The sequence below is a fragment of the Serratia sp. KG1D genome, from assembly GCF_037150675.1.
Taxonomy (GTDB): Bacteria; Pseudomonadota; Gammaproteobacteria; order Enterobacterales; family Enterobacteriaceae; genus Serratia; species Serratia nematodiphila.
In genome coordinates this window covers 1-18,583 of sequence record NZ_JBAGIH010000010.1, presented here as the reverse complement: position 1 = coordinate 18,583, position 18,583 = coordinate 1, and the positions used below count along the sequence as shown (strand labels likewise).

Annotated in this window: 14 protein-coding genes and 1 pseudogene; 3 read left to right on the top strand and 12 right to left on the bottom strand. The window is 55.2% G+C overall.

Annotated elements, in window-relative coordinates:
• Position 1: 1 nt before the first annotated feature.
• The 3 genes from WFM45_RS24395 to WFM45_RS24385 all read left to right on the top strand — a co-directional run bounded on the left by WFM45_RS24395 (position 2) and on the right by WFM45_RS24385 (position 3,424).
• On the top strand, positions 2-781 hold the full coding sequence (locus tag WFM45_RS24395) for a thiazole synthase (RefSeq protein WP_004929886.1): 780 nt from the start codon (positions 2-4) through the stop codon (positions 779-781).
• Positions 781-1,914, top strand: coding sequence for a 2-iminoacetate synthase ThiH (gene thiH / locus WFM45_RS24390; protein WP_336957583.1), 1,134 nt, complete (start codon positions 781-783; stop codon positions 1,912-1,914). Before WFM45_RS24395 ends, thiH begins: the two co-directional genes overlap by 1 nt.
• A gap of 694 nt (positions 1,915-2,608) precedes the next feature.
• Positions 2,609-3,424, top strand: a complete 816-nt coding sequence (locus WFM45_RS24385) for a helix-turn-helix domain-containing protein (protein WP_336957581.1) — start codon at positions 2,609-2,611, stop codon at positions 3,422-3,424.
• Here WFM45_RS24385 and WFM45_RS24380 read toward each other — a convergent pair.
• From WFM45_RS24380 to WFM45_RS24325, 12 genes and pseudogenes are all read right to left on the bottom strand, one after another.
• Positions 3,410-4,684, bottom strand: a complete 1,275-nt coding sequence (locus WFM45_RS24380) for a sensor histidine kinase (protein ID WP_015376319.1) — start codon at positions 4,682-4,684, stop codon at positions 3,410-3,412. The two genes, WFM45_RS24385 and WFM45_RS24380, sit on opposite strands and share 15 nt — an antisense overlap.
• A 1-nt stretch (position 4,685) precedes the next feature.
• Positions 4,686-5,150 (bottom strand): oxidoreductase, encoded by a 465-nt coding sequence (locus WFM45_RS24375; RefSeq protein ID WP_076740205.1) that lies wholly within the window; start codon positions 5,148-5,150, stop codon positions 4,686-4,688.
• Complete coding sequence (locus WFM45_RS24370) at positions 5,150-5,596, bottom strand: GNAT family N-acetyltransferase (RefSeq protein WP_016929429.1); 447 nt, start codon at positions 5,594-5,596, stop codon at positions 5,150-5,152. Before WFM45_RS24370 ends, WFM45_RS24375 begins: the two co-directional genes overlap by 1 nt.
• A 166-nt stretch (positions 5,597-5,762) precedes the next feature.
• Positions 5,763-9,986, bottom strand: coding sequence for a DNA-directed RNA polymerase subunit beta' (gene rpoC / locus WFM45_RS24365; RefSeq protein ID WP_021505232.1), 4,224 nt, complete (start codon positions 9,984-9,986; stop codon positions 5,763-5,765).
• 118 nt (positions 9,987-10,104) lie between these two features.
• Positions 10,105-14,133, bottom strand: coding sequence for a DNA-directed RNA polymerase subunit beta (gene rpoB, locus WFM45_RS24360; protein ID WP_004929900.1), 4,029 nt, complete (start codon positions 14,131-14,133; stop codon positions 10,105-10,107).
• Between the two features lie 332 nt (positions 14,134-14,465).
• Entirely contained in the window at positions 14,466-14,831 is a 366-nt protein-coding gene (gene rplL / locus WFM45_RS24355; protein WP_004929903.1) for a 50S ribosomal protein L7/L12, read from the bottom strand.
• A 63-nt stretch (positions 14,832-14,894) separates the two neighbouring features.
• Positions 14,895-15,392, bottom strand: coding sequence for a 50S ribosomal protein L10 (gene rplJ, locus WFM45_RS24350; protein ID WP_004929905.1), 498 nt, complete (start codon positions 15,390-15,392; stop codon positions 14,895-14,897).
• 338 nt (positions 15,393-15,730) lie between these two features.
• Complete coding sequence (gene rplA, locus WFM45_RS24345) at positions 15,731-16,435, bottom strand: 50S ribosomal protein L1 (protein ID WP_004929908.1); 705 nt, start codon at positions 16,433-16,435, stop codon at positions 15,731-15,733.
• A 3-nt stretch (positions 16,436-16,438) separates the two neighbouring features.
• Positions 16,439-16,867 (bottom strand): 50S ribosomal protein L11, encoded by a 429-nt coding sequence (rplK, locus tag WFM45_RS24340; RefSeq protein ID WP_004929911.1) that lies wholly within the window; start codon positions 16,865-16,867, stop codon positions 16,439-16,441.
• A 165-nt stretch (positions 16,868-17,032) separates the two neighbouring features.
• Positions 17,033-17,578: a transcription termination/antitermination protein NusG gene (gene nusG, locus WFM45_RS24335; RefSeq protein ID WP_004929914.1), complete on the bottom strand. Its 546-nt coding sequence runs from the start codon at positions 17,576-17,578 to the stop codon at positions 17,033-17,035.
• A 1-nt stretch (position 17,579) separates the two neighbouring features.
• Entirely contained in the window at positions 17,580-17,963 is a 384-nt protein-coding gene (secE, locus tag WFM45_RS24330) for a preprotein translocase subunit SecE (RefSeq protein ID WP_004929916.1), read from the bottom strand.
• 260 nt (positions 17,964-18,223) lie between these two features.
• A pseudogene (locus WFM45_RS24325) lies at positions 18,224-18,583 on the bottom strand (EF-Tu/IF-2/RF-3 family GTPase); the annotation flags it as partial.

The window sequence follows — 18,583 nt, the reverse complement described above, 5'->3', positions numbered from 1 at the left end:
CATGCTGAAAATCGCCGATACCACTTTTACCTCGCGCCTGTTCACCGGCACCGGCAAGTTCGCCACCCCGGCGCTGATGCTGGAGGCGCTGGCGGCCTCCGGTTCGCAGCTGGTGACCATGGCCATGAAGCGCGTCGATCTGCGCGGCGGCAACGACGCCATTTTGGCGCCGCTGCAGCAGCTGGGCGTCAGGCTGTTGCCCAACACCTCCGGCGCCAAAACGGCCGCCGAAGCGGTATTCGCCGCCCGGCTGGCGCGTGAAGCGCTCGGCACCCGCTGGGTGAAGCTGGAGATCCACCCCGATGTGAAATACCTGCTGCCGGATCCGATAGAAACGCTGAAGGCGGCGGAAACGCTGGTGAAAGACGGTTTTGTGGTGCTGCCCTACTGCGGCGCCGATCCGGTGCTGTGCAAACGGCTGGAAGAGGCGGGCTGCGCGGCGGTGATGCCGCTCGGCGCCCCTATCGGTTCCAACCGCGGTCTGCGCACCCGCGACTTCCTCGAGATCATCATCGAACAGGCCAAGGTGCCGGTGGTGGTCGACGCCGGCATCGGCGCGCCGAGCCACGCGCTGGAAGCGATGGAGCTGGGCGCCGACGCGGTGCTGGTGAACACCGCCATCGCCGTGGCGCGCGACCCGGTGCAAATGGCGCGGGCGTTTCGCCTGGCGCTGGAGGCCGGCGAATTGGCGCGCAGCGCCGGGTTAGGCGCGAGCCAGCGCGGTGCGGTCGCCTCGAGCCCGCTGACCGCCTTCCTCAGCCAGCCAGAGGAGGCACAGTGATGGCCGACGATTTCAGTAGCCGCTGGCAACAGCTGGATTGGGACGACATTACGCTGCGCATCAACGGCAAAACCGCGCGCGACGTGGAACGCGCGTTGAACGCCGACAAGCTGACGCGCGACGACTTTATGGCGCTGATCTCCCCCGCCGCCGCGCCGTATCTGGAACCGCTGGCGCAGCGCGCGCAGCAGCTGACCCGCCAGCGATTCGGCAACGTCGTCAGCTTCTATGTGCCGCTGTATCTGTCCAACCTGTGCGCCAACGACTGCACCTACTGCGGCTTTTCGATGAGCAACCGCATCAAGCGTAAAACGCTGGATGCGGCGGAGATCGCCCGCGAGTGCGCAGCCATCCAGGCGTTGGGGTTCGAGCATCTGTTGCTGGTCACCGGCGAACATCAGACCAAGGTCGGCATGGACTATTTCCGCCGGCACATTCCGGCGATCCGCCGTCATTTCAGCTCGCTGATGATGGAAGTGCAGCCGTTGGCGCAGGAGGAATACGCCGAACTGAAAACGCTGGGCCTGGACGGCGTGCTGGTGTACCAGGAAACCTACCATCCGGCCACCTATCTGCAGCATCACCTGCGCGGCCAGAAGCAGGATTTCCATTGGCGCCTGGCCACGCCGGATCGCCTGGGGCGCGCCGGGATCGACAAGATCGGCCTCGGTGCGTTGATCGGCCTGTCCAACAGTTGGCGCACCGACTGCTACCTGCTGGCGGAACATCTGTTTTACCTGCAACAAACCTACTGGCAGAGCCGCTACTCTATCTCGTTCCCGCGCCTGCGCCCCTGCGCCGGCGGCATTGAACCGGCGTCGATCATGAGCGAGCCTCAACTGGTGCAGCTGATCTGCGCCTTCCGGCTGTTCGCGCCGGACGTTGAGCTGTCACTGTCTACGCGTGAGTCGCCGTACTTCCGCGATCATATGATCCCGGTGGCGATCAACAGCGTCAGCGCCGGATCCAAGACGCAGCCCGGCGGCTATGCCGATGACGTGCAGCCGGAGCTGGAACAGTTCGAACCGCACGACGGCCGCACGCCGCAGCAGGTCGCCGAGGCCATCAGCAACGCCGGGCTGCAGCCGGTGTGGAAAGACTGGGACGGTTATCTGGGACGCGGTGCGCAATAAGCGGCAACGTTTACCGCCGCGTGAAGAAAACGCTGGAGCGGCCGCGCAATGCCGAACGGTGGCGCTGGCGCCGACAAACGCGCCGATTATAGTGACGTTGCCGGCCGCCAAACCCGGCGGCGGCCGGGGCCGTCTCCCTCTCGATGGCCCCGCCTTATCCCATCCCGGATCGCGCCGGAGATTCTCTTGCGCGACTCCGGGCCCTCTCCGCAGCAACGCGCATATGGCGTATCGCGGCCTGTAAGGGTGTACGGGCAGGTGCCTTGTCGGCTAAAGGGCTGTGGCATAACGGTGCTCGGCACTCACTCAGCGGTGAAACTCATAGGACGCTGTTGCGGCAGAAAAGTGGGGAAAGAGGAAAAAAGAAGGTACAGCGACGAAGAGAGGTTCGAGTAGCCATCCCCGGTGCTGCCAATGGCCCTGGTGTCGGCCGCGGATCTTTTTGCCGCCTGCTCCCTGCTTACGGACAAGAGCAGGCGGTTTATTTTGTGAGACTGGCACCCCCCCAGGACGCGAATCACACAGTATGTGCGCTAATTAACCACATAAACGGCTAAATGTGAATGTCTTTTGAGTGTTTTTTTTATTTCACATCGAGTATGTTTTGAGTTTGCCAAGGAAAATCAAACTGATATCACCGCAATAACCGAGGCTTCATCTATAATCCAGCACGGGTCCTCACGCAGGTTTTTCAATGCTCGCGGTCAACATCAAAAAAGCCAAGGTTGTCATGAAGAAAACGCCAAATTACATCGATGCAATCAGCGCGTTGCTCACTCTGAAAGGAGTTGGCGACAGAAAACATGCCTCCACGATGGCCAACATACTGAACCTTCAGTACAACAGCGCCAAACAGAAGCTGGATGGCAAAAGGGGCATCACCCTCGATGAAGTCAAAAAGGTTTTCCAGTATTTCAACGAGCCGTTTGCCGGCCAACGGACACATAACGGCGTGTTTATCATGAACAGCATTCACAAGCGCTGCAACATTGAGGTCGACGAGCGCCCGGTCACGCAAGCGGACAACGACGAAACTTACGCCTACAAAAAGGACGATCTTTTCATCATCAACACCAATCGGGAATATGCAGCCGATGCCCCGCTGTATAAAGTCAACAAGATAGACTTTCTGCCGGCCCCGCGCATCGCGATCCTGGATAATGACGGCGATATTCTCGAACTGTTGAAGAAGATCGCCAGCCGCTACGGCATCGAGGCTGAGACCTTTCAGACGGCGGACGCCATGCTGGCCGCGCTGGAGCAGCAGTCCTTTGAGGCGTTTATTTTGGACTGGCTGTTGGACTTCGGCGAGACTTCCGAACGCGTGGTGAAGAAAATTAAAGACGCCCTCGATCCGCACGCCCGCATCATCATTCTGACCGGCCAGCTGAATCACTACGAGAAAAACATCGGCGACATGATCCTGCACTATGACGTGCACCTGGTGGAAAAACCGACCAAGCCGCTGATTATCTCTTCGCTATTGCTGTCGAACCTATTCTTTAATTAGTTTGACCGGAATGCGGATCAAAAACGATGAGCCACCCCCTTCGACGGATTTGACCTTGATGGTGCCTTTCATCGTCGTGACGTAATTTTTGATAATGGTCAGCCCCAGCCCTAATCCCTGCCGCGTCTCCCTTTCTACCCCCTGATTGAACGCCTTATATAACCGATCCAGATTATCGACGTTAAACCCGATGCCGGTGTCTTTTACCCGTAAATACAGATTGCCGTGACACACCTTCACATTGAGGGCGATCGCGCCGTGGTGGGTAAACTTATCCGCGTTGCTGAGCAGGTTGGCCAATATTCGGTAGAGCTTGTATTTATCAGAACCAATCAGGCCGGCATAAGACGAACGGTGGATCACGAGGCGATTGCCTCGCCCGGCGCCGATGCCGGTTACGGCATCGGCCACCACCTCATTCAGCCGGAAGGTGGAAATATTGATTTTAACTTCTCCCATCTCAAGCCGAGAATAATCCATCACCTCGCGCGTTTGTTCGGCGATCTTGTTACCGTGATAGGAGATCAGGCGGGCTTCTTTTTTCAACTCTTCCTGCGCCAGCTCATGTTCCATGATATCCGCGGCAATGACGATGGCCTGGGTCGAGCCGGCGATCTCGTGGTAGATGGAAGAGATAAAGATGTTCTTGTTCTTGATGATCTCTTTCAACGAGAAGGCGTTTCTCAGCACCAGGAACATCATCAGGAACACTAAAATCAGCGAAAAGAGGGCGAACATCTCGGCTTTACTCGAGTTGTCCTGGATGATGCCTTTCACTTCGGTAAAGTTTTTAATCTGTATCCGATAAATAATTTCCTGGATATCGACCAGCGTACCCTCGATATCATCCATATAAGAGAGAATGTCCGCCTTGTTTTTCAGCCCCACCAGCAAGCCGGCAGAAAGATCGTCCAACGTGCGATACTGCTGCTTCAGCAGCGCAACATTTTTGATGAACTCGTCGTCGTAATAAAAAGAGTCGCTGAAGGTCGAACGGCTCTCCAGGATCTGAATCTTCGAGTAGAAGATTTTCTTTTTGATCTGGAAGGCGTCGTAGTCGTTGTTTTCACTGAGCAACAGCGCGATTTTGGTCCTTTCAAACGCCAGAAACAGGATCTCGGCCACCGAGTAGTTGTCCAGATTGGGCTCGATCTGCTTATAGCGCTCTTTTACGCCGCCGAAGTTAATGGCAATCAACAAAATCAATAAGGAGAAGATGGCAACCAACGCGATAAGAGTACCGATCAGTTTTTTGCTCATCTTATTTCAGCTCCAACCGTTTCACTTGCCAGACGGTTTTCGCATTCACATCCAGGTTATTCAGCTCGGCATAACCATCGCGCGGATAAATAATGGCGAACGGCCCCAGCTCACCAACGTCGATCGGCTTGCCGCCGCGCTGGTAGGCGACGATCACACGGTATTTAATCATCTCGTCAATCGGCATCGAATAGGAGTAATCATCCCAGGCGAAAGCGCGCACCGACTGGCCTTTCAGGTGGTAGGCTTTCACTAACTCTGCAAGCTCAACGCCGGTGAACGTATCTTCCGGGGTGAAATTGGTCGAGGTTTTAATCGTGTGATGCGGCATCGCCTCCAGCATCTGCCTGGTTATCTTGATCTTCTCACCATCGAGCGGTTTCAGGTAAAAATAGTCAACGGCCGCATACAGCGGTGCGCTGAACAGCGAAAGCAGCAGTAAGGTCATCAATCCTTTGATTGTCATTATTCACCCTCTTTGCGTTTCACCAGTTCGGCCTGGCCGAACTCATCCTGCCCGACCACGGCCCAGCCGTGATGTTGATAAAAGCCTTCGGCTTTGGAGCCCGGATCGGTGGTTAAGTGGATCGCTTCGGCGCCGCGCTCAAACATCCAGGCGGTGACTCGCGCCAACAAGGCGGAGCCGATCCCCTTCGACTGATATTCCGGCTTCACGAACAGGCCGCCGATCAGCGGTTCAGGGATGAATAACCCGAAGCCAACGCCGGCATAGTCGTCGCCATGCTTGCAGATCCAGCCGCCGCCCTGGTTGATGTCCTCCAGCGCCTGCCTGCGCTGCAGATACTGGATTTGATGCGGATGCAGCAGGTTTTCTTCAACGGAAAAGCGGATCTCATACAAGTAAGGCAGGTGTTGCGCCGTCAATTTTTCGAAGGTAATGAGGCTGTCCATGTTCGCACTGTCCTTGGTTGTCTGGTAAAAGCGCCGGTCAATTTCTGCTGTAACCATAGTAGCAAAGTTTGCTCTGCCCCGGCATGAGGCGAAAAAAAACCGCCCCCGAGGGAGCGGTTTATCTGGCAATGGGCCCGGCGTGCCGGGCTCGCGGCGCGGATGACGATTACTCGTCGTCGCTGCCGCCCAGGCCTGCGTTGAGCAGCTCGGCCAGGTTAGCCGTCGCTTCTTCCGCGCTGACTTGCGGAACAACCGGCGCTTCACCCTGAGCACGGCGACGCATGCGATCCTGATGATAAGCGTAACCGGTACCGGCTGGGATCAGACGGCCCACGATGACGTTCTCTTTCAGGCCACGCAGTTCATCACGCTTGCCGGCTACGGCAGCTTCGGTCAGAACGCGCGTCGTTTCCTGGAACGATGCGGCGGAGATGAAGGACTCGGTCGCCAAGGATGCCTTGGTGATACCCAGCAGATCGCGCGAGAAGGTTGCCGGGATCTTACCTTCAGCTTCCAGCTGACGGTTGGCAATCTTGACGCGAGACACTTCAGCCTGCTCGCCTTCCAGGAACTCGGAGCCACCAGCGCTAACGATGGTGCCTTTACGCAGCATCTGACGAACGATAACTTCGATGTGCTTATCGTTAATCTTAACGCCTTGCAGACGGTAAACTTCCTGCACTTCGTTGGTGATGTAGCGGGTAACCGCATGCACGCCACGCAGACGCAGAATGTCGTGCGGAGACTCTGGGCCGTCGGAAACGACGTCGCCACGTTCCACCACTTCGCCTTCGAACACGTTGAGCTGACGCCATTTCGGAATCATCTCTTCGTAAGCGTCGCTGCCGTCCAGCGGAGAGATCACCAGGCGACGTTTGCCTTTGGTCTCTTTACCGAACGAGATAATCCCGCTGATTTCAGCCAGGATTGCCGGCTCTTTCGGACGACGCGCTTCGAACAGGTCGGCAACGCGCGGCAGACCACCGGTAATATCCTTGGTACCGCCGGATTCCTGAGGAATACGCGCCAGGGTATCACCCGCACCGATCTGAATGCCGTCTTCCAGCTGAACGATCGCTTTGCCCGGCAGGAAGTATTGAGCAGGCATATCAGTACCTGGGATCAATACGTCTTCGCCCTGAGCGTCAACGATTTTCAGTGCCGGACGCAGGTCTTTACCGCTACCGGTACGCTCTGCGCTGTCCAGAACAACCAGAGAAGACAAACCGGTCAGTTCGTCGGTCTGACGAGTAATCGTCTGGCCGTCGACCATGTCCGCGAAGCGAATGAAGCCGCTGACTTCACTGATGACCGGCATGGTGTGCGGATCCCAGTTAGCGACGGTTTCGCCGCCGTTAACTTCTTCACCGTCGCCTTTGCCCATCACGGCGCCGTAAGGCACCTTGTAGCTTTCTTTGGTACGGCCGAATTCGTCGATCAGTTTCAGTTCGGTGTTACGCGAGGTGATCACCAGCTTGCCTGCGGCGTTCATAACGAACTTCGCGTTGCTCAGCTTGATGCTACCCTTGTTTTTCACCTGAATGCTGGATTCAGCAGCCGCACGAGATGCCGCACCACCGATGTGGAACGTACGCATCGTCAGCTGTGTACCCGGCTCACCGATGGACTGTGCCGCGATAACGCCGATGGCTTCGCCTTTGTTGATGATGTGGCCACGTGCCAGGTCGCGACCATAGCAGTTAGCACACACACCGAAGTCGGTTTCACAGCTCACCACGGAACGGACTTTAACGCTGTCGACAGAGTTCTCTTCCAACAGGTCACACGCCTTCTCGTTCAGCAGGGTGTTGCGTGGCACCAGAATGTCCGCCGTACCCGGCTTGAGGACGTCTTCTGCCGTCACACGGCCCAGAACGCGTTCACGCAGCGGCTCTTTCACGTCGCCACCTTCGATAACCGGGGTCATCAGGATGCCGTCGTGGGTGCCACAGTCGTCTTCGGTCACCACCAGGTCCTGCGCCACGTCAACCAGACGACGGGTCAGATAACCGGAGTTCGCGGTTTTCAGTGCGGTATCCGCCAGACCTTTACGAGCACCGTGGGTGGAGATGAAGTACTGGAGTACGTTCAGACCTTCACGGAAGTTCGCGGTGATTGGCGTTTCGATGATGGAGCCGTCCGGCTTCGCCATCAGGCCACGCATACCGGCCAGCTGACGAATCTGAGCGGCGGAACCACGCGCACCGGAGTCGGCCATCATAAAGATGCTGTTGAAGGAAACTTGCTGTTCCACTTCGCCGTCACGGTTAACCACGTCTTCTACCGACAGGTTTTCCATCATCGCTTTCGCAACGCGTTCGTTCGCTGCAGCCCAGATATCGATCACTTTGTTGTAGCGTTCGCCGGCGGTAACCAGACCAGACTGGAACTGCTCCTGGATCTCGGCAACTTCGGTTTCCGCTTCTTCGATGATCTCCGCTTTCTTGGCCGGGATAACCATGTCGTCGATACCTACGGAAGCGCCGGAACGGGCTGCGTAAGCAAAACCGGTGTACATGATCTGGTCAGCAAAGATTACGGTCGGCTTCAGGCCCAGGATGCGGTAACAGGTGTTCAGCATCTTGGAGATCGCTTTCTTGCCCAAAGGCTGGTTAACGATCGCGTACGGCAGACCTTTCGGTACGATCATCCACAGGATGGCGCGGCCGATGGTGGTGTCGATGATGCTGGTCTGAGAAGTCCATTCGCCTTCGGCGTTCTTGACGTCTTCGGTGATACGCACTTTAACGCGCGCATGCAGAGACGCCAGGCCGGCGCGGTAAACGCGCTCAGCTTCTTTGGAACCGTTCAGCACCATGCCTTCGCCCTTGGCGTTAACACAGTCGCGGGTCATGTAGTACAGACCCAGTACAACGTCCTGAGAAGGAACGATGATTGGCTCGCCGTTCGCTGGGGACAGGATGTTGTTGGTAGACATCATCAACGCACGCGCTTCCAGCTGGGCTTCCAGCGTCAGCGGTACGTGAACGGCCATCTGGTCACCATCGAAGTCGGCGTTATAGGCCGCACAAACCAGCGGGTGCAGCTGGATCGCTTTACCTTCGATCAGAACCGGTTCAAACGCCTGGATACCCAAACGGTGCAGGGTTGGTGCACGGTTCAGCAGTACCGGGTGTTCGCGGATCACTTCGTCCAGGATATCCCAAACGACGGCTTCTTCACGCTCAACCATTTTCTTGGCGGCTTTGATGGTGGTGGCCAGGCCACGCAGCTCCAACTTGCCGTAGATGAACGGTTTGAACAGCTCCAGCGCCATCTTTTTAGGCAGACCGCACTGATGCAGACGCAGGTATGGACCTACGGTGATTACGGAACGGCCGGAGTAGTCGACGCGTTTACCGAGCAGGTTCTGACGGAAACGACCCTGCTTACCTTTGATCATGTCGGCCAAAGATTTCAGAGGACGTTTGTTGGAACCGGTGATCGCACGACCGCGACGGCCGTTATCCAGCAGGGCGTCTACCGCTTCTTGCAGCATACGCTTTTCGTTGCGCACGATGATGTCCGGCGCAGCCAGATCCAGCAGGCGTTTCAGACGGTTGTTACGGTTGATCACGCGGCGATACAGATCGTTCAGATCCGAGGTCGCGAAACGGCCGCCATCCAGCGGAACCAATGGGCGCAGATCCGGCGGCAGTACCGGCAGCACGGTCAGGATCATCCACTCCGGCTTGTTACCGGACTGTACGAACGCTTCCAGCAGCTTGATACGCTTAGTCAGCTTCTTGCGCTTGGTTTCGGAGTTGGTTTCGTTCAGCTCTTCACGCAGTTGCTCGCACTCGGCTTCCAGATCCATGTTTTTCAACAGGGCCTGAATGGCTTCCGCACCCATCTTGGCGTCGAATTCGTCACCGAACTCTTCCAGCGCGTCCAGATACTGCTCTTCAGTCAGGATCTGACGACGCTCGAGGTTGGTCATACCGCCTTCGACCACCACATAGGATTCGAAGTACAGTACGCGTTCGATGTCACGCAGCGGCATATCCAGCAGCAAACCGATGCGGGATGGCAGCGATTTCAGGAACCAGATGTGCGCAGTCGGGGAAGCCAGCTCGATGTGGCCCATGCGCTCACGGCGCACTTTGGTCTGGGTCACTTCAACGCCGCACTTCTCACAGATCACGCCGCGGTGTTTCAAGCGCTTGTACTTACCGCACAGGCACTCGTAATCTTTTACCGGCCCGAAGATACGGGCGCAGAAAAGGCCGTCACGCTCAGGTTTGAACGTACGGTAGTTAATGGTTTCCGGCTTCTTAACTTCACCGAACGACCACGAACGGATCATGTCTGGCGAGGCCAGAGCAATCTTGATCGCATCAAACTCTTCGGTCTTAGTTTGCGCTTTCAGAAACTTCAATAAGTCTTTCACGGATTGGCTCCTGTCGGAGTTAAACCTGTTGGGTACCCACAACCGCAGTAGGTACCCGTGTGACCTGAACAACCACCCTCAGGCTCCCTTAGGCGGGGAGCCTGAGCCGGCATGACGATTACTCGTCTTCCAGTTCGATGTTGATGCCGAGCGAGCGGATTTCTTTCAACAGTACGTTGAAGGATTCCGGCATGCCTGGCTCCATCCGGTGATCGCCATCCACGATGTTTTTGTACATCTTGGTACGGCCGTTAACGTCATCCGACTTAACGGTGAGCATTTCCTGCAGGGTATAAGCCGCGCCGTATGCTTCCAGTGCCCACACTTCCATCTCACCGAAGCGTTGACCACCGAACTGCGCTTTACCACCCAGAGGTTGCTGAGTAACCAAGCTGTAAGAACCGGTTGAACGGGCGTGCATTTTATCGTCAACCAAGTGGTTCAGTTTCAGCATGTACATATAGCCGACAGTAACCTGGCGCTCGAATTGCTCACCGGTACGGCCATCGAACAGCGTGATCTGACCGGAGGTCGGGATTCCGCCCATTTCCAGCAGCTTCTTGATTTCAGTCTCTTTCGCACCGTCAAACACCGGCGTTGCGATCGGCATACCTTTTTTCAGGTTCTCTGCCAGACGCAGCACTTCGTCGTCGCTGAAGGTGTTCAGGTCAACTTTCTGGCAAACGTCGTCGCCCAGATCGTAGGCCTTCTGGATGAACTCACGCAGCTTGGCCACTTCCTGCTGCTGCTTCAGCATCTGGTTGATCTTCTCACCGATGCCTTTCGCAGCCATACCCAGGTGGGTTTCCAGGATCTGACCGATGTTCATACGTGATGGTACGCCCAGCGGGTTCAGTACGATGTCTACCGGCGTGCCGTTTTCATCGTAAGGCATATCTTCGATCGGGTTGATCTTGGAGATAACACCCTTGTTACCGTGGCGGCCCGCCATCTTGTCACCCGGTTGGATCTGACGTTTAACGGCCAGATAAACCTTGACGATTTTCAGCACGCCCGGCGCCAGATCGTCGCCCTGAGTGATCTTACGACGCTTGGCTTCCAGCTTCTTCTCGAAGTCGGATTTCAGTTCGTCGTACTGCTCAGCCAGCTGCTCCAGCTGGTTTTGCTTCTCTTCGTCGGTCAGGCCCAGTTCCAGCCAGCGATCGCGCGGCAGTTTGCTCAGCTTGTCGGCTTCGATGCCACCCGCAACCAGCACCGCGTGGATACGTGCGAACAGGCCGGCTTCCAGGATCTGCAGCTCTTCAGTCAGGTCTTTCTTCGCCTGCTTCAGCTGCATCTCTTCGATTTCCAACGCGCGCTTGTCTTTTTCCACGCCATCGCGGGTGAAGACCTGTACGTCGATAACCGTACCGGAAACGCCGTTCGGCACACGCAGAGAAGAGTCTTTAACGTCAGACGCTTTCTCACCGAAGATCGCACGCAGCAGTTTCTCTTCCGGCGTCAGCTGGGTTTCGCCTTTAGGCGTTACCTTACCGACCAGAATGTCGCCGCCGGTCACTTCAGCACCGATATACACGATACCGGATTCATCCAGCTTGGAGAGCGCAGCTTCACCCACGTTAGGGATGTCGGCGGTGATCTCTTCAGGCCCCAGCTTGGTGTCGCGAGACACGCACGCCAGTTCCTGGATGTGGATGGTGGTGAAGCGATCTTCCTGCACCACGCGCTCGGAGACCAAGATGGAGTCTTCGAAGTTGTAGCCGTTCCAAGGCATGAACGCTACGCGCATGTTCTGGCCCAGTGCCAGTTCGCCCAGGTCTGTCGATGGGCCATCCGCCAGCACGTCGCCGCGCTCGATTGGCTCACCCAGATTCACACACGGCATCTGGTTGATGCAGGTGTTCTGGTTAGAACGGGTGTACTTGGTCAGGTTGTAAATATCGATACCTGCTTCGCCCGGGTACATCTCGTCTTCGTTAACTTTGATAACGATACGGGAAGCATCCACGTACTGGATCACACCGCCGCGTTTGGCAACGGCGGTTACGCCGGAGTCAACCGCTACAGCGCGTTCCATACCGGTACCGACCAGCGGCTTGTCAGCGCGCAGGGTTGGTACGGCCTGACGTTGCATGTTCGCACCCATCAATGCACGGTTGGCGTCATCGTGTTCCAGGAATGGAATCAGTGAAGCACCAACGGAAACAACCTGTTGGGTGGATACGTCCATGTAGTCAACCTGGTCGCGGCTGAACAGGCTTGATTCGCCTTTGCTGCGGCAGGTGACCAGGTCTTCTACGAAGCGGCCTTCTTCATCCAGGTTGGAGTTCGCCTGGGCGATAACGAAGTTGCCTTCTTCAATAGCAGACAGGTAGTTGATTTCATCGGTCACCACGCCGTCACGCACGCGGCGGTACGGGGTTTCCAGGAAGCCATACTCGTTAGTCTGTGCGTACACGGACAGGGAGTTGATCAGACCGATGTTTGGACCTTCCGGCGTTTCGATTGGACACACGCGGCCGTAGTGGGTCGGGTGTACGTCTCGAACTTCAAAGCCGGCGCGCTCACGGGTCAGACCGCCCGGGCCCAGTGCAGAGATACGACGCTTGTGCGTGATCTCGGACAACGGGTTGTTCTGATCCATGAACTGGGACAGCTGGCTGGAGCCGAAGAACTCTTTCACCGCCGCCGAAATCGGCTTGGCGTTGATCATGTCCTGAGGCATCAGGGTATCCAGATCGCCCAGAGACAGACGCTCTTTCACCGCACGCTCAACACGCACCAGACCTACGCGGAACTGGTTCTCGGCCATTTCGCCGACGGAGCGGATACGACGGTTGCCCAAGTGGTCGATATCGTCCACTTCGCCCTTGCCGTTACGGATATCGATGAGCTTCTTCATCACTTCGATGATGTCGTCTTTGCTCAGGATGCCCGAACCTTCGATCTCGTCGCGCAGCAGAGAACGATTGAACTTCATACGGCCGACCGCGGACAGATCGTAGCGGTCTTCGGAGAAGAACAGGTTCTCGAACAGGCTTTCGGCAGCTTCGCGCGTTGGCGGCTCACCAGGACGCATCATGCGGTAGATCTCTACCAGCGAGCTCAGACGATCGTTGGTCGGATCGACACGCAGCGTTTCAGAGATATACGCGCCGTGATCCAGATCGTTGGTGAACAGCGTTTCGATACGCTTGTGGCCGGACTGGCTCAGCTTGGCCAACAGATCCAGCGACAGCTCCATGTTGGCTGCGCAGATCAGTTCGCCGGTATTGGTATCGATATAGTCTTTCGCGACCACTTTGCCCGCGATGTACTCTACCGGTACTTCAATGCTCTGAATGTCGTCTTTTTCCAGCTGACGGATATGACGGGCGGTGATACGACGGCCTTTCTCTACGTAGATCTTGCCGTTGGCTTCGATATCGAACGAAGCGGTCTCACCACGCAGGCGCTCAGGCACCAGCTCCATCTGCAGCTTGTTGTCGCGGATTTCGAAGACGATCTTGTCAAAGAACAGGTCGAGGATCTGTTCAGTGGTGTAGTTCAGCGCGCGCAGAATGATGGTCGCAGGCAGTTTGCGGCGACGGTCAATACGCACGAACAGGTTGTCTTTCGGATCGAACTCGAAGTCCAACCATGAACCGCGGTAAGGGATGATACGTGCGTTGTACAGCACTTTACCCGAGGAGTGGGTTTTACCCTTATCGCTGTCGAAGAATACGCCAGGACTACGGTGCAACTGAGATACGATAACCCTCTCAGTACCGTTGATCACAAAGGTGCCGTTTTCGGTCATGAGCGGAATTTCGCCCATGTAGACTTCTTGTTCCTTGATGTCTTTGACCGTACCTTCAGGCGCTTCGCGCTCATAGATAACCAGGCGCAGTTTTACGCGCAGCGGTGCAGAGAACGTCACACCACGGATCTGGCACTCTTTGACGTCGAAGACCGGCTCACCAAGACGGTAGCTAACGTATTGCAGCTCCGAATTGCCACTGTAGCTCTGGATAGGGAAAACAGAACGGAATGCGGCTTCAAGGCCGTACTGCCCTTCTGGATCTTGCTCGATAAACTTCTGGAACGAGTCAAGCTGGATAGAAAGGAGATATGGTATGTCCAGCACTTGTGGACGTTTACCAAAATCCTTACGAATACGTTTTTTCTCGGTATAGGAGTAAACCATAGGGTTCCTCAGCTCGCTGATCAGTGACCCAATCTGTCCGTCCGATTAGGGACAGTTCATGCAACACCGTTTTGTCGACCGGAAAGCGGGAACACTTTCCGCAATGTCTCTTACTATCACGCTTAAACCATTTCATCGCGCCTTCCCCCAGAACTCCTGGTAGTGCAAAGACCGCGGTATATTAAGTCGTCAATAGAAACAAACATTGGGAGGCGAAACCAGCAGCCAAACAGTGTGAAACGCTACTGGCGCCCTACAGCGCAAAAAGGCTGGTGACTAAAAAGTCACCAGCCATCAGCCTAAAAGACTAGGCTGCAACCGGAAAGGTTGGCTTATTTAACTTCAACTTCTGCGCCAGCTTCTTCCAGAGATTTTTTCAGAGCTTCTGCGTCATCTTTGCTCACGCCTTCTTTCAGAGCGGCTGGAGCAGATTCAACCAGGTCTTTAGCTTCTTTCAGACCCAGGCCGGTAGCGCCACGTACTGCTTTGATAACAGCAACTTTGTTAGCGCCTGCAGCTTTCAGGATAACGTCGAATTCAGTTTTCTCTTCAGCAGCTTCAGCTGGGCCAGCAGCTACAGCTACAGCAGCAGCAGCAGAAACGCCGAATTTTTCTTCCATAGCGGAAACCAGTTCAACAACGTCCATTACGGACATAGCGGCAACTGCTTCCAGGATTTGGTCTTTAGTGATAGACATAACAATTGTTCCTAAAATTCAGAAATAGTTTAAATACGTTAGCAAAGGCTAAGAAAGAGTGGCTTACGCCGCTTCTTTCTGATCGCGTACTGCAGCCAGAGTGCGAACCAGTTTGCCGGCAGCGGCTTCTTTCATGGTTGCCATCAGGCGTGCGATCGCTTCTTCGTAAGTTGGCAGCGTCGCCAGGCGGTCGATTTGCGCCGCTGGGATCAGCTCACCTTCAAAGGCCGCAGCTTTAACCTCGAATTTTGCATTCGCTTTCGCGAACTCTTTGAACAGACGAGCAGCAGCGCCCGGGTGTTCGTGAGAGAATGCAATCAAGGTTGGACCGACAAACGTGTCTTTCAGGCATTCGAATGGAGTGCCTTCAACTACGCGACGCATCAGGGTGTTGCGAACAACACGCATGTAAACGCCAGCTTCACGACCTGCTTTACGCAGTTCAGTCATTTTATCTACGGTAACGCCGCGGGAATCCGCAACAACCGCAGACAGCGCGCCTTTGGCTACTTCGCTGACTTCAGCAACAATCGCTTGTTTGTCTTGAAGATTTAATGCCATTAGCTTTTTGCTCCTGGATTAGCCGGGGAAAATCCCCCGGAACTCACTTCACTCGGCGCTTTGTAAAACGCCACGCCGAGCGGCTTAACACGGTGAGCAGAATCCAGCAAAGACATTCTTTTATAAAAAAGAAAAATTTTCTTAGGCTCTGTCACCGTCTACGCAGGAAGGATTAAGTATCTCGCGATACACCTGCGGTCTTGGACGGAGGCCTGGATAGGCCAGGCTCCAACCGAAAAATCTTTGTTTTGCCTACGGCATAGCCAATAGCAAAACCTTGGGGCATAAGATTCTAGACAAATCTCGGCCCCAAGTCAAAGCGATAATCGCAAGTGCGATTAGTTCGCTGCGGCAGACAGACCGCTCTGATCGATAGCAACGCCAGCACCCATGGTGGTGGAGAGGCTAACTTTCTTGATGTACATACCTTTCGCCTGAGAAGGTTTTGCTTTTTTCAGCGCAACCAGCAGGGCTTCCAGGTTTTCTTTCAGTTTGTCTGCGTCGAAATCAACCTTACCGATGGTGGTATGGATGATGCCGTTTTTGTCGTTACGGTAGCGAACCTGACCTGCTTTAGCGTTTTTCACAGCTTCAGCAACGTTCGGAGTAACGGTACCCACTTTCGGGTTTGGCATCAGGCCGCGTGGACCCAGGATCTGGCCCAGTTGACCAACAACGCGCATTGCATCCGGGGAAGCAATAACAACGTCGAAGTTCATTTCGCCTTTCTTGATCTGCTCAGCCAGATCGTCCATACCTACCAGCTCTGCGCCTGCAGCTTTCGCAGCTTCAGCGTTAGCGCCTTGGGTAAATACGGCAACGCGAACGGAACGACCGGTGCCGTGTGGCAGAACGGTAGCGCCACGAACGTTTTGGTCAGATTTACGAGCGTCGATGCCGAGGTTAACGGCAACGTCAACGCTTTCTACGAATTTAGCGGTGGCCAGCTCTTTCAGCAGAGCAACAGCTTCAGTGATGTCATACTGTTTAGTCGCATCAACTTTGTCACGGATCACGCGCATGCGCTTGGTCAGCTTAGCCATCTCTTAATCCTCCACTACCAGGCCCATGGAACGAGCGGTACCTTCGATGGAGCGAGTCATCGCTTCAACGTCAGAACCAGTCATGTCCGCAGCTTTGGTTTCTGCGATTTCACGTACCTGAGCACGGGTCACTTTACCTACTTTGTCTTTGTTCGGCTTACCGGAACCAGACTTGATACCAGCCGCTTTTTTCAGCAGAACTGCTGCTGGCGGGGTTTTGGTAACGAAAGTGAAGGAGCGATCAGAATAAACGGTGATAACAACCGGAATCGGCAGACCTTTTTCAATGCTGTCAGTCTTAGCATTGAACGCCTTACAGAATTCCATGATGTTAACGCCCTGCTGACCCAGAGCTGGACCCACTGGTGGGCTCGGGTTAGCCATACCAGCTGCAACTTGCAGCTTAACGTAGGCTTGTACTTTCTTAGCCATTTAAATTTCCTCGGTTTGGGTAGTATCGCCTCGTGAGAGGCTCCCCGTGTTTAACCTCGCCGGACAAACATCAGGCAAGGCATCTAAAAACAAAAGGCGCGAAATTGTAGTTCAATTTCGCGCCTTTGACAAGCGGCAACAGGCCGCTTACTGCTGATTATTCGATCAGCCTTTTTCAACCTGGCTGAAGTCCAGTTCCACCGGCGTTGCACGGCCGAAGATGGAAACGGAAACTTTCAGGCGGCTCTTCTCGTAATCGACTTCTTCGACCACGCCGTTGAAATCGGCAAACGGGCCGTCGTTGACGCGCACCAGCTCGCCCGGCTCGAACAGCGTTTTCGGACGCGGCTTGTCACCGACCTGCTGCAGGCGGTTCATGATCGCATCAACTTCTTTATCGCTGATCGGCGCTGGACGGTCAGACGTTCCGCCGATGAACCCCATGACGCGCGGTACGCTGCGCACCAGGTGCCAGCTGGCGTCATTCATCACCATCTGCACCAGCACATAGCCAGGGAAGAACTTACGCTCGCTCTTGCGACGCTGGCCGCCACGGATTTCAACCACTTCTTCCGTAGGCACCATCACTTCGCCGAACAGCTCTTCCATATCGTGCAGTTTGATGTGTTCACGCAGCGATTGCGCTACGCGACCTTCAAAACCGGAAAACGCCTGAACGACGTACCAACGTTTTTTTGGAGCTTCAGACATTTTAGAACCTCAGGCCAGTAATAAACGACACCAGACGGACCAGAATACCATCCAGTCCCCACAGAATCAGTGACATCACGGCGGTTACCGCGGCAACGATCAACGTGGTGTGTAGCGTTTCCTGACGAGTTGGCCAAATCACTTTACGTACTTCGGTACGCGCTTCACGGGCAAACGCAACGGTGGCTTTGCCTTTGGTGGTCATCAGAGCCACTGCACCTGCAACGGCGATGATCAGCACAACTGCCAGCGCGCGCAATGGCAGGCTTAAATCACGGTAGTAATAGTTACCGACAATAGCCACAACCAACAGAACGGCGACGATCAGCCACTTTGCCGCTTCCAGGCCGCGTCCGCTCCCTTGAGCCTCGGTATTCGCACTCATAAACCAACCTGTCACAATGATGATTCATAACAAACAACTTTGCCTCGCATTGCGAGGCAAACCAAACCGATCGGATAGCGCATTAGCGATATCCCGGTGTTTTACGCCATGACGTATTTCAGTCAATACGGTTTAAGAGCCCATCTCACCAATGATTATGACTGCAAAATCGCTGATGAGATAGGTTCTAGTTCACAGCGTAGAAAAAGGGCATCAAATGATGCCCTTTTACCGCGTGTCGCGTCAAACTTTATCAGCGATTAAGCGATAACTTTAGCAACAACGCCTGCGCCAACGGTACGGCCGCCTTCACGGATTGCGAAACGCAGACCGTCGTCCATCGCGATTGGGTGAATCAGAGTAACTTTCATGTTCACGTTGTCGCCTGGCATTACCATCTCTACGCCTTCTGGCAGTTCGATGGTACCGGTCACGTCAGTAGTACGGAAGTAGAACTGTGGACGGTAGCCTTTGAAGAATGGCGTGTGACGACCACCTTCATCTTTGCTCAGGATGTACACTTCAGATTCGAACTGGGTGTGCGGCTTGATGGAGCCTGGCTTAGCCAGTACCTGACCACGTTCGATTTCTTCACGTTTGATACCACGCAGCAGAACACC

Coding starts and splice junctions, on each gene's coding strand:
- rplK (WP_004929911.1), bottom strand. CDS start 16,867: ATGGCTAAGAAAGTACAAGCCTACGTTAAGCTGCAAGTTGCAGCTGGT.
- WFM45_RS24395 (WP_004929886.1), top strand. CDS start 2: ATGCTGAAAATCGCCGATACCACTTTTACCTCGCGCCTGTTCACCGGC.
- WFM45_RS24375 (WP_076740205.1), bottom strand. CDS start 5,150: ATGACAATCAAAGGATTGATGACCTTACTGCTGCTTTCGCTGTTCAGC.
- WFM45_RS24380 (WP_015376319.1), bottom strand. CDS start 4,684: ATGAGCAAAAAACTGATCGGTACTCTTATCGCGTTGGTTGCCATCTTC.
- WFM45_RS24385 (WP_336957581.1), top strand. CDS start 2,609: ATGCTCGCGGTCAACATCAAAAAAGCCAAGGTTGTCATGAAGAAAACG.
- secE (WP_004929916.1), bottom strand. CDS start 17,963: ATGAGTGCGAATACCGAGGCTCAAGGGAGCGGACGCGGCCTGGAAGCG.
- nusG (WP_004929914.1), bottom strand. CDS start 17,578: ATGTCTGAAGCTCCAAAAAAACGTTGGTACGTCGTTCAGGCGTTTTCC.
- rplL (WP_004929903.1), bottom strand. CDS start 14,831: ATGTCTATCACTAAAGACCAAATCCTGGAAGCAGTTGCCGCTATGTCC.
- rplJ (WP_004929905.1), bottom strand. CDS start 15,392: ATGGCATTAAATCTTCAAGACAAACAAGCGATTGTTGCTGAAGTCAGC.
- rpoB (WP_004929900.1), bottom strand. CDS start 14,133: ATGGTTTACTCCTATACCGAGAAAAAACGTATTCGTAAGGATTTTGGT.
- rplA (WP_004929908.1), bottom strand. CDS start 16,435: ATGGCTAAGCTGACCAAGCGCATGCGCGTGATCCGTGACAAAGTTGAT.
- thiH (WP_336957583.1), top strand. CDS start 781: ATGGCCGACGATTTCAGTAGCCGCTGGCAACAGCTGGATTGGGACGAC.
- WFM45_RS24370 (WP_016929429.1), bottom strand. CDS start 5,596: ATGGACAGCCTCATTACCTTCGAAAAATTGACGGCGCAACACCTGCCT.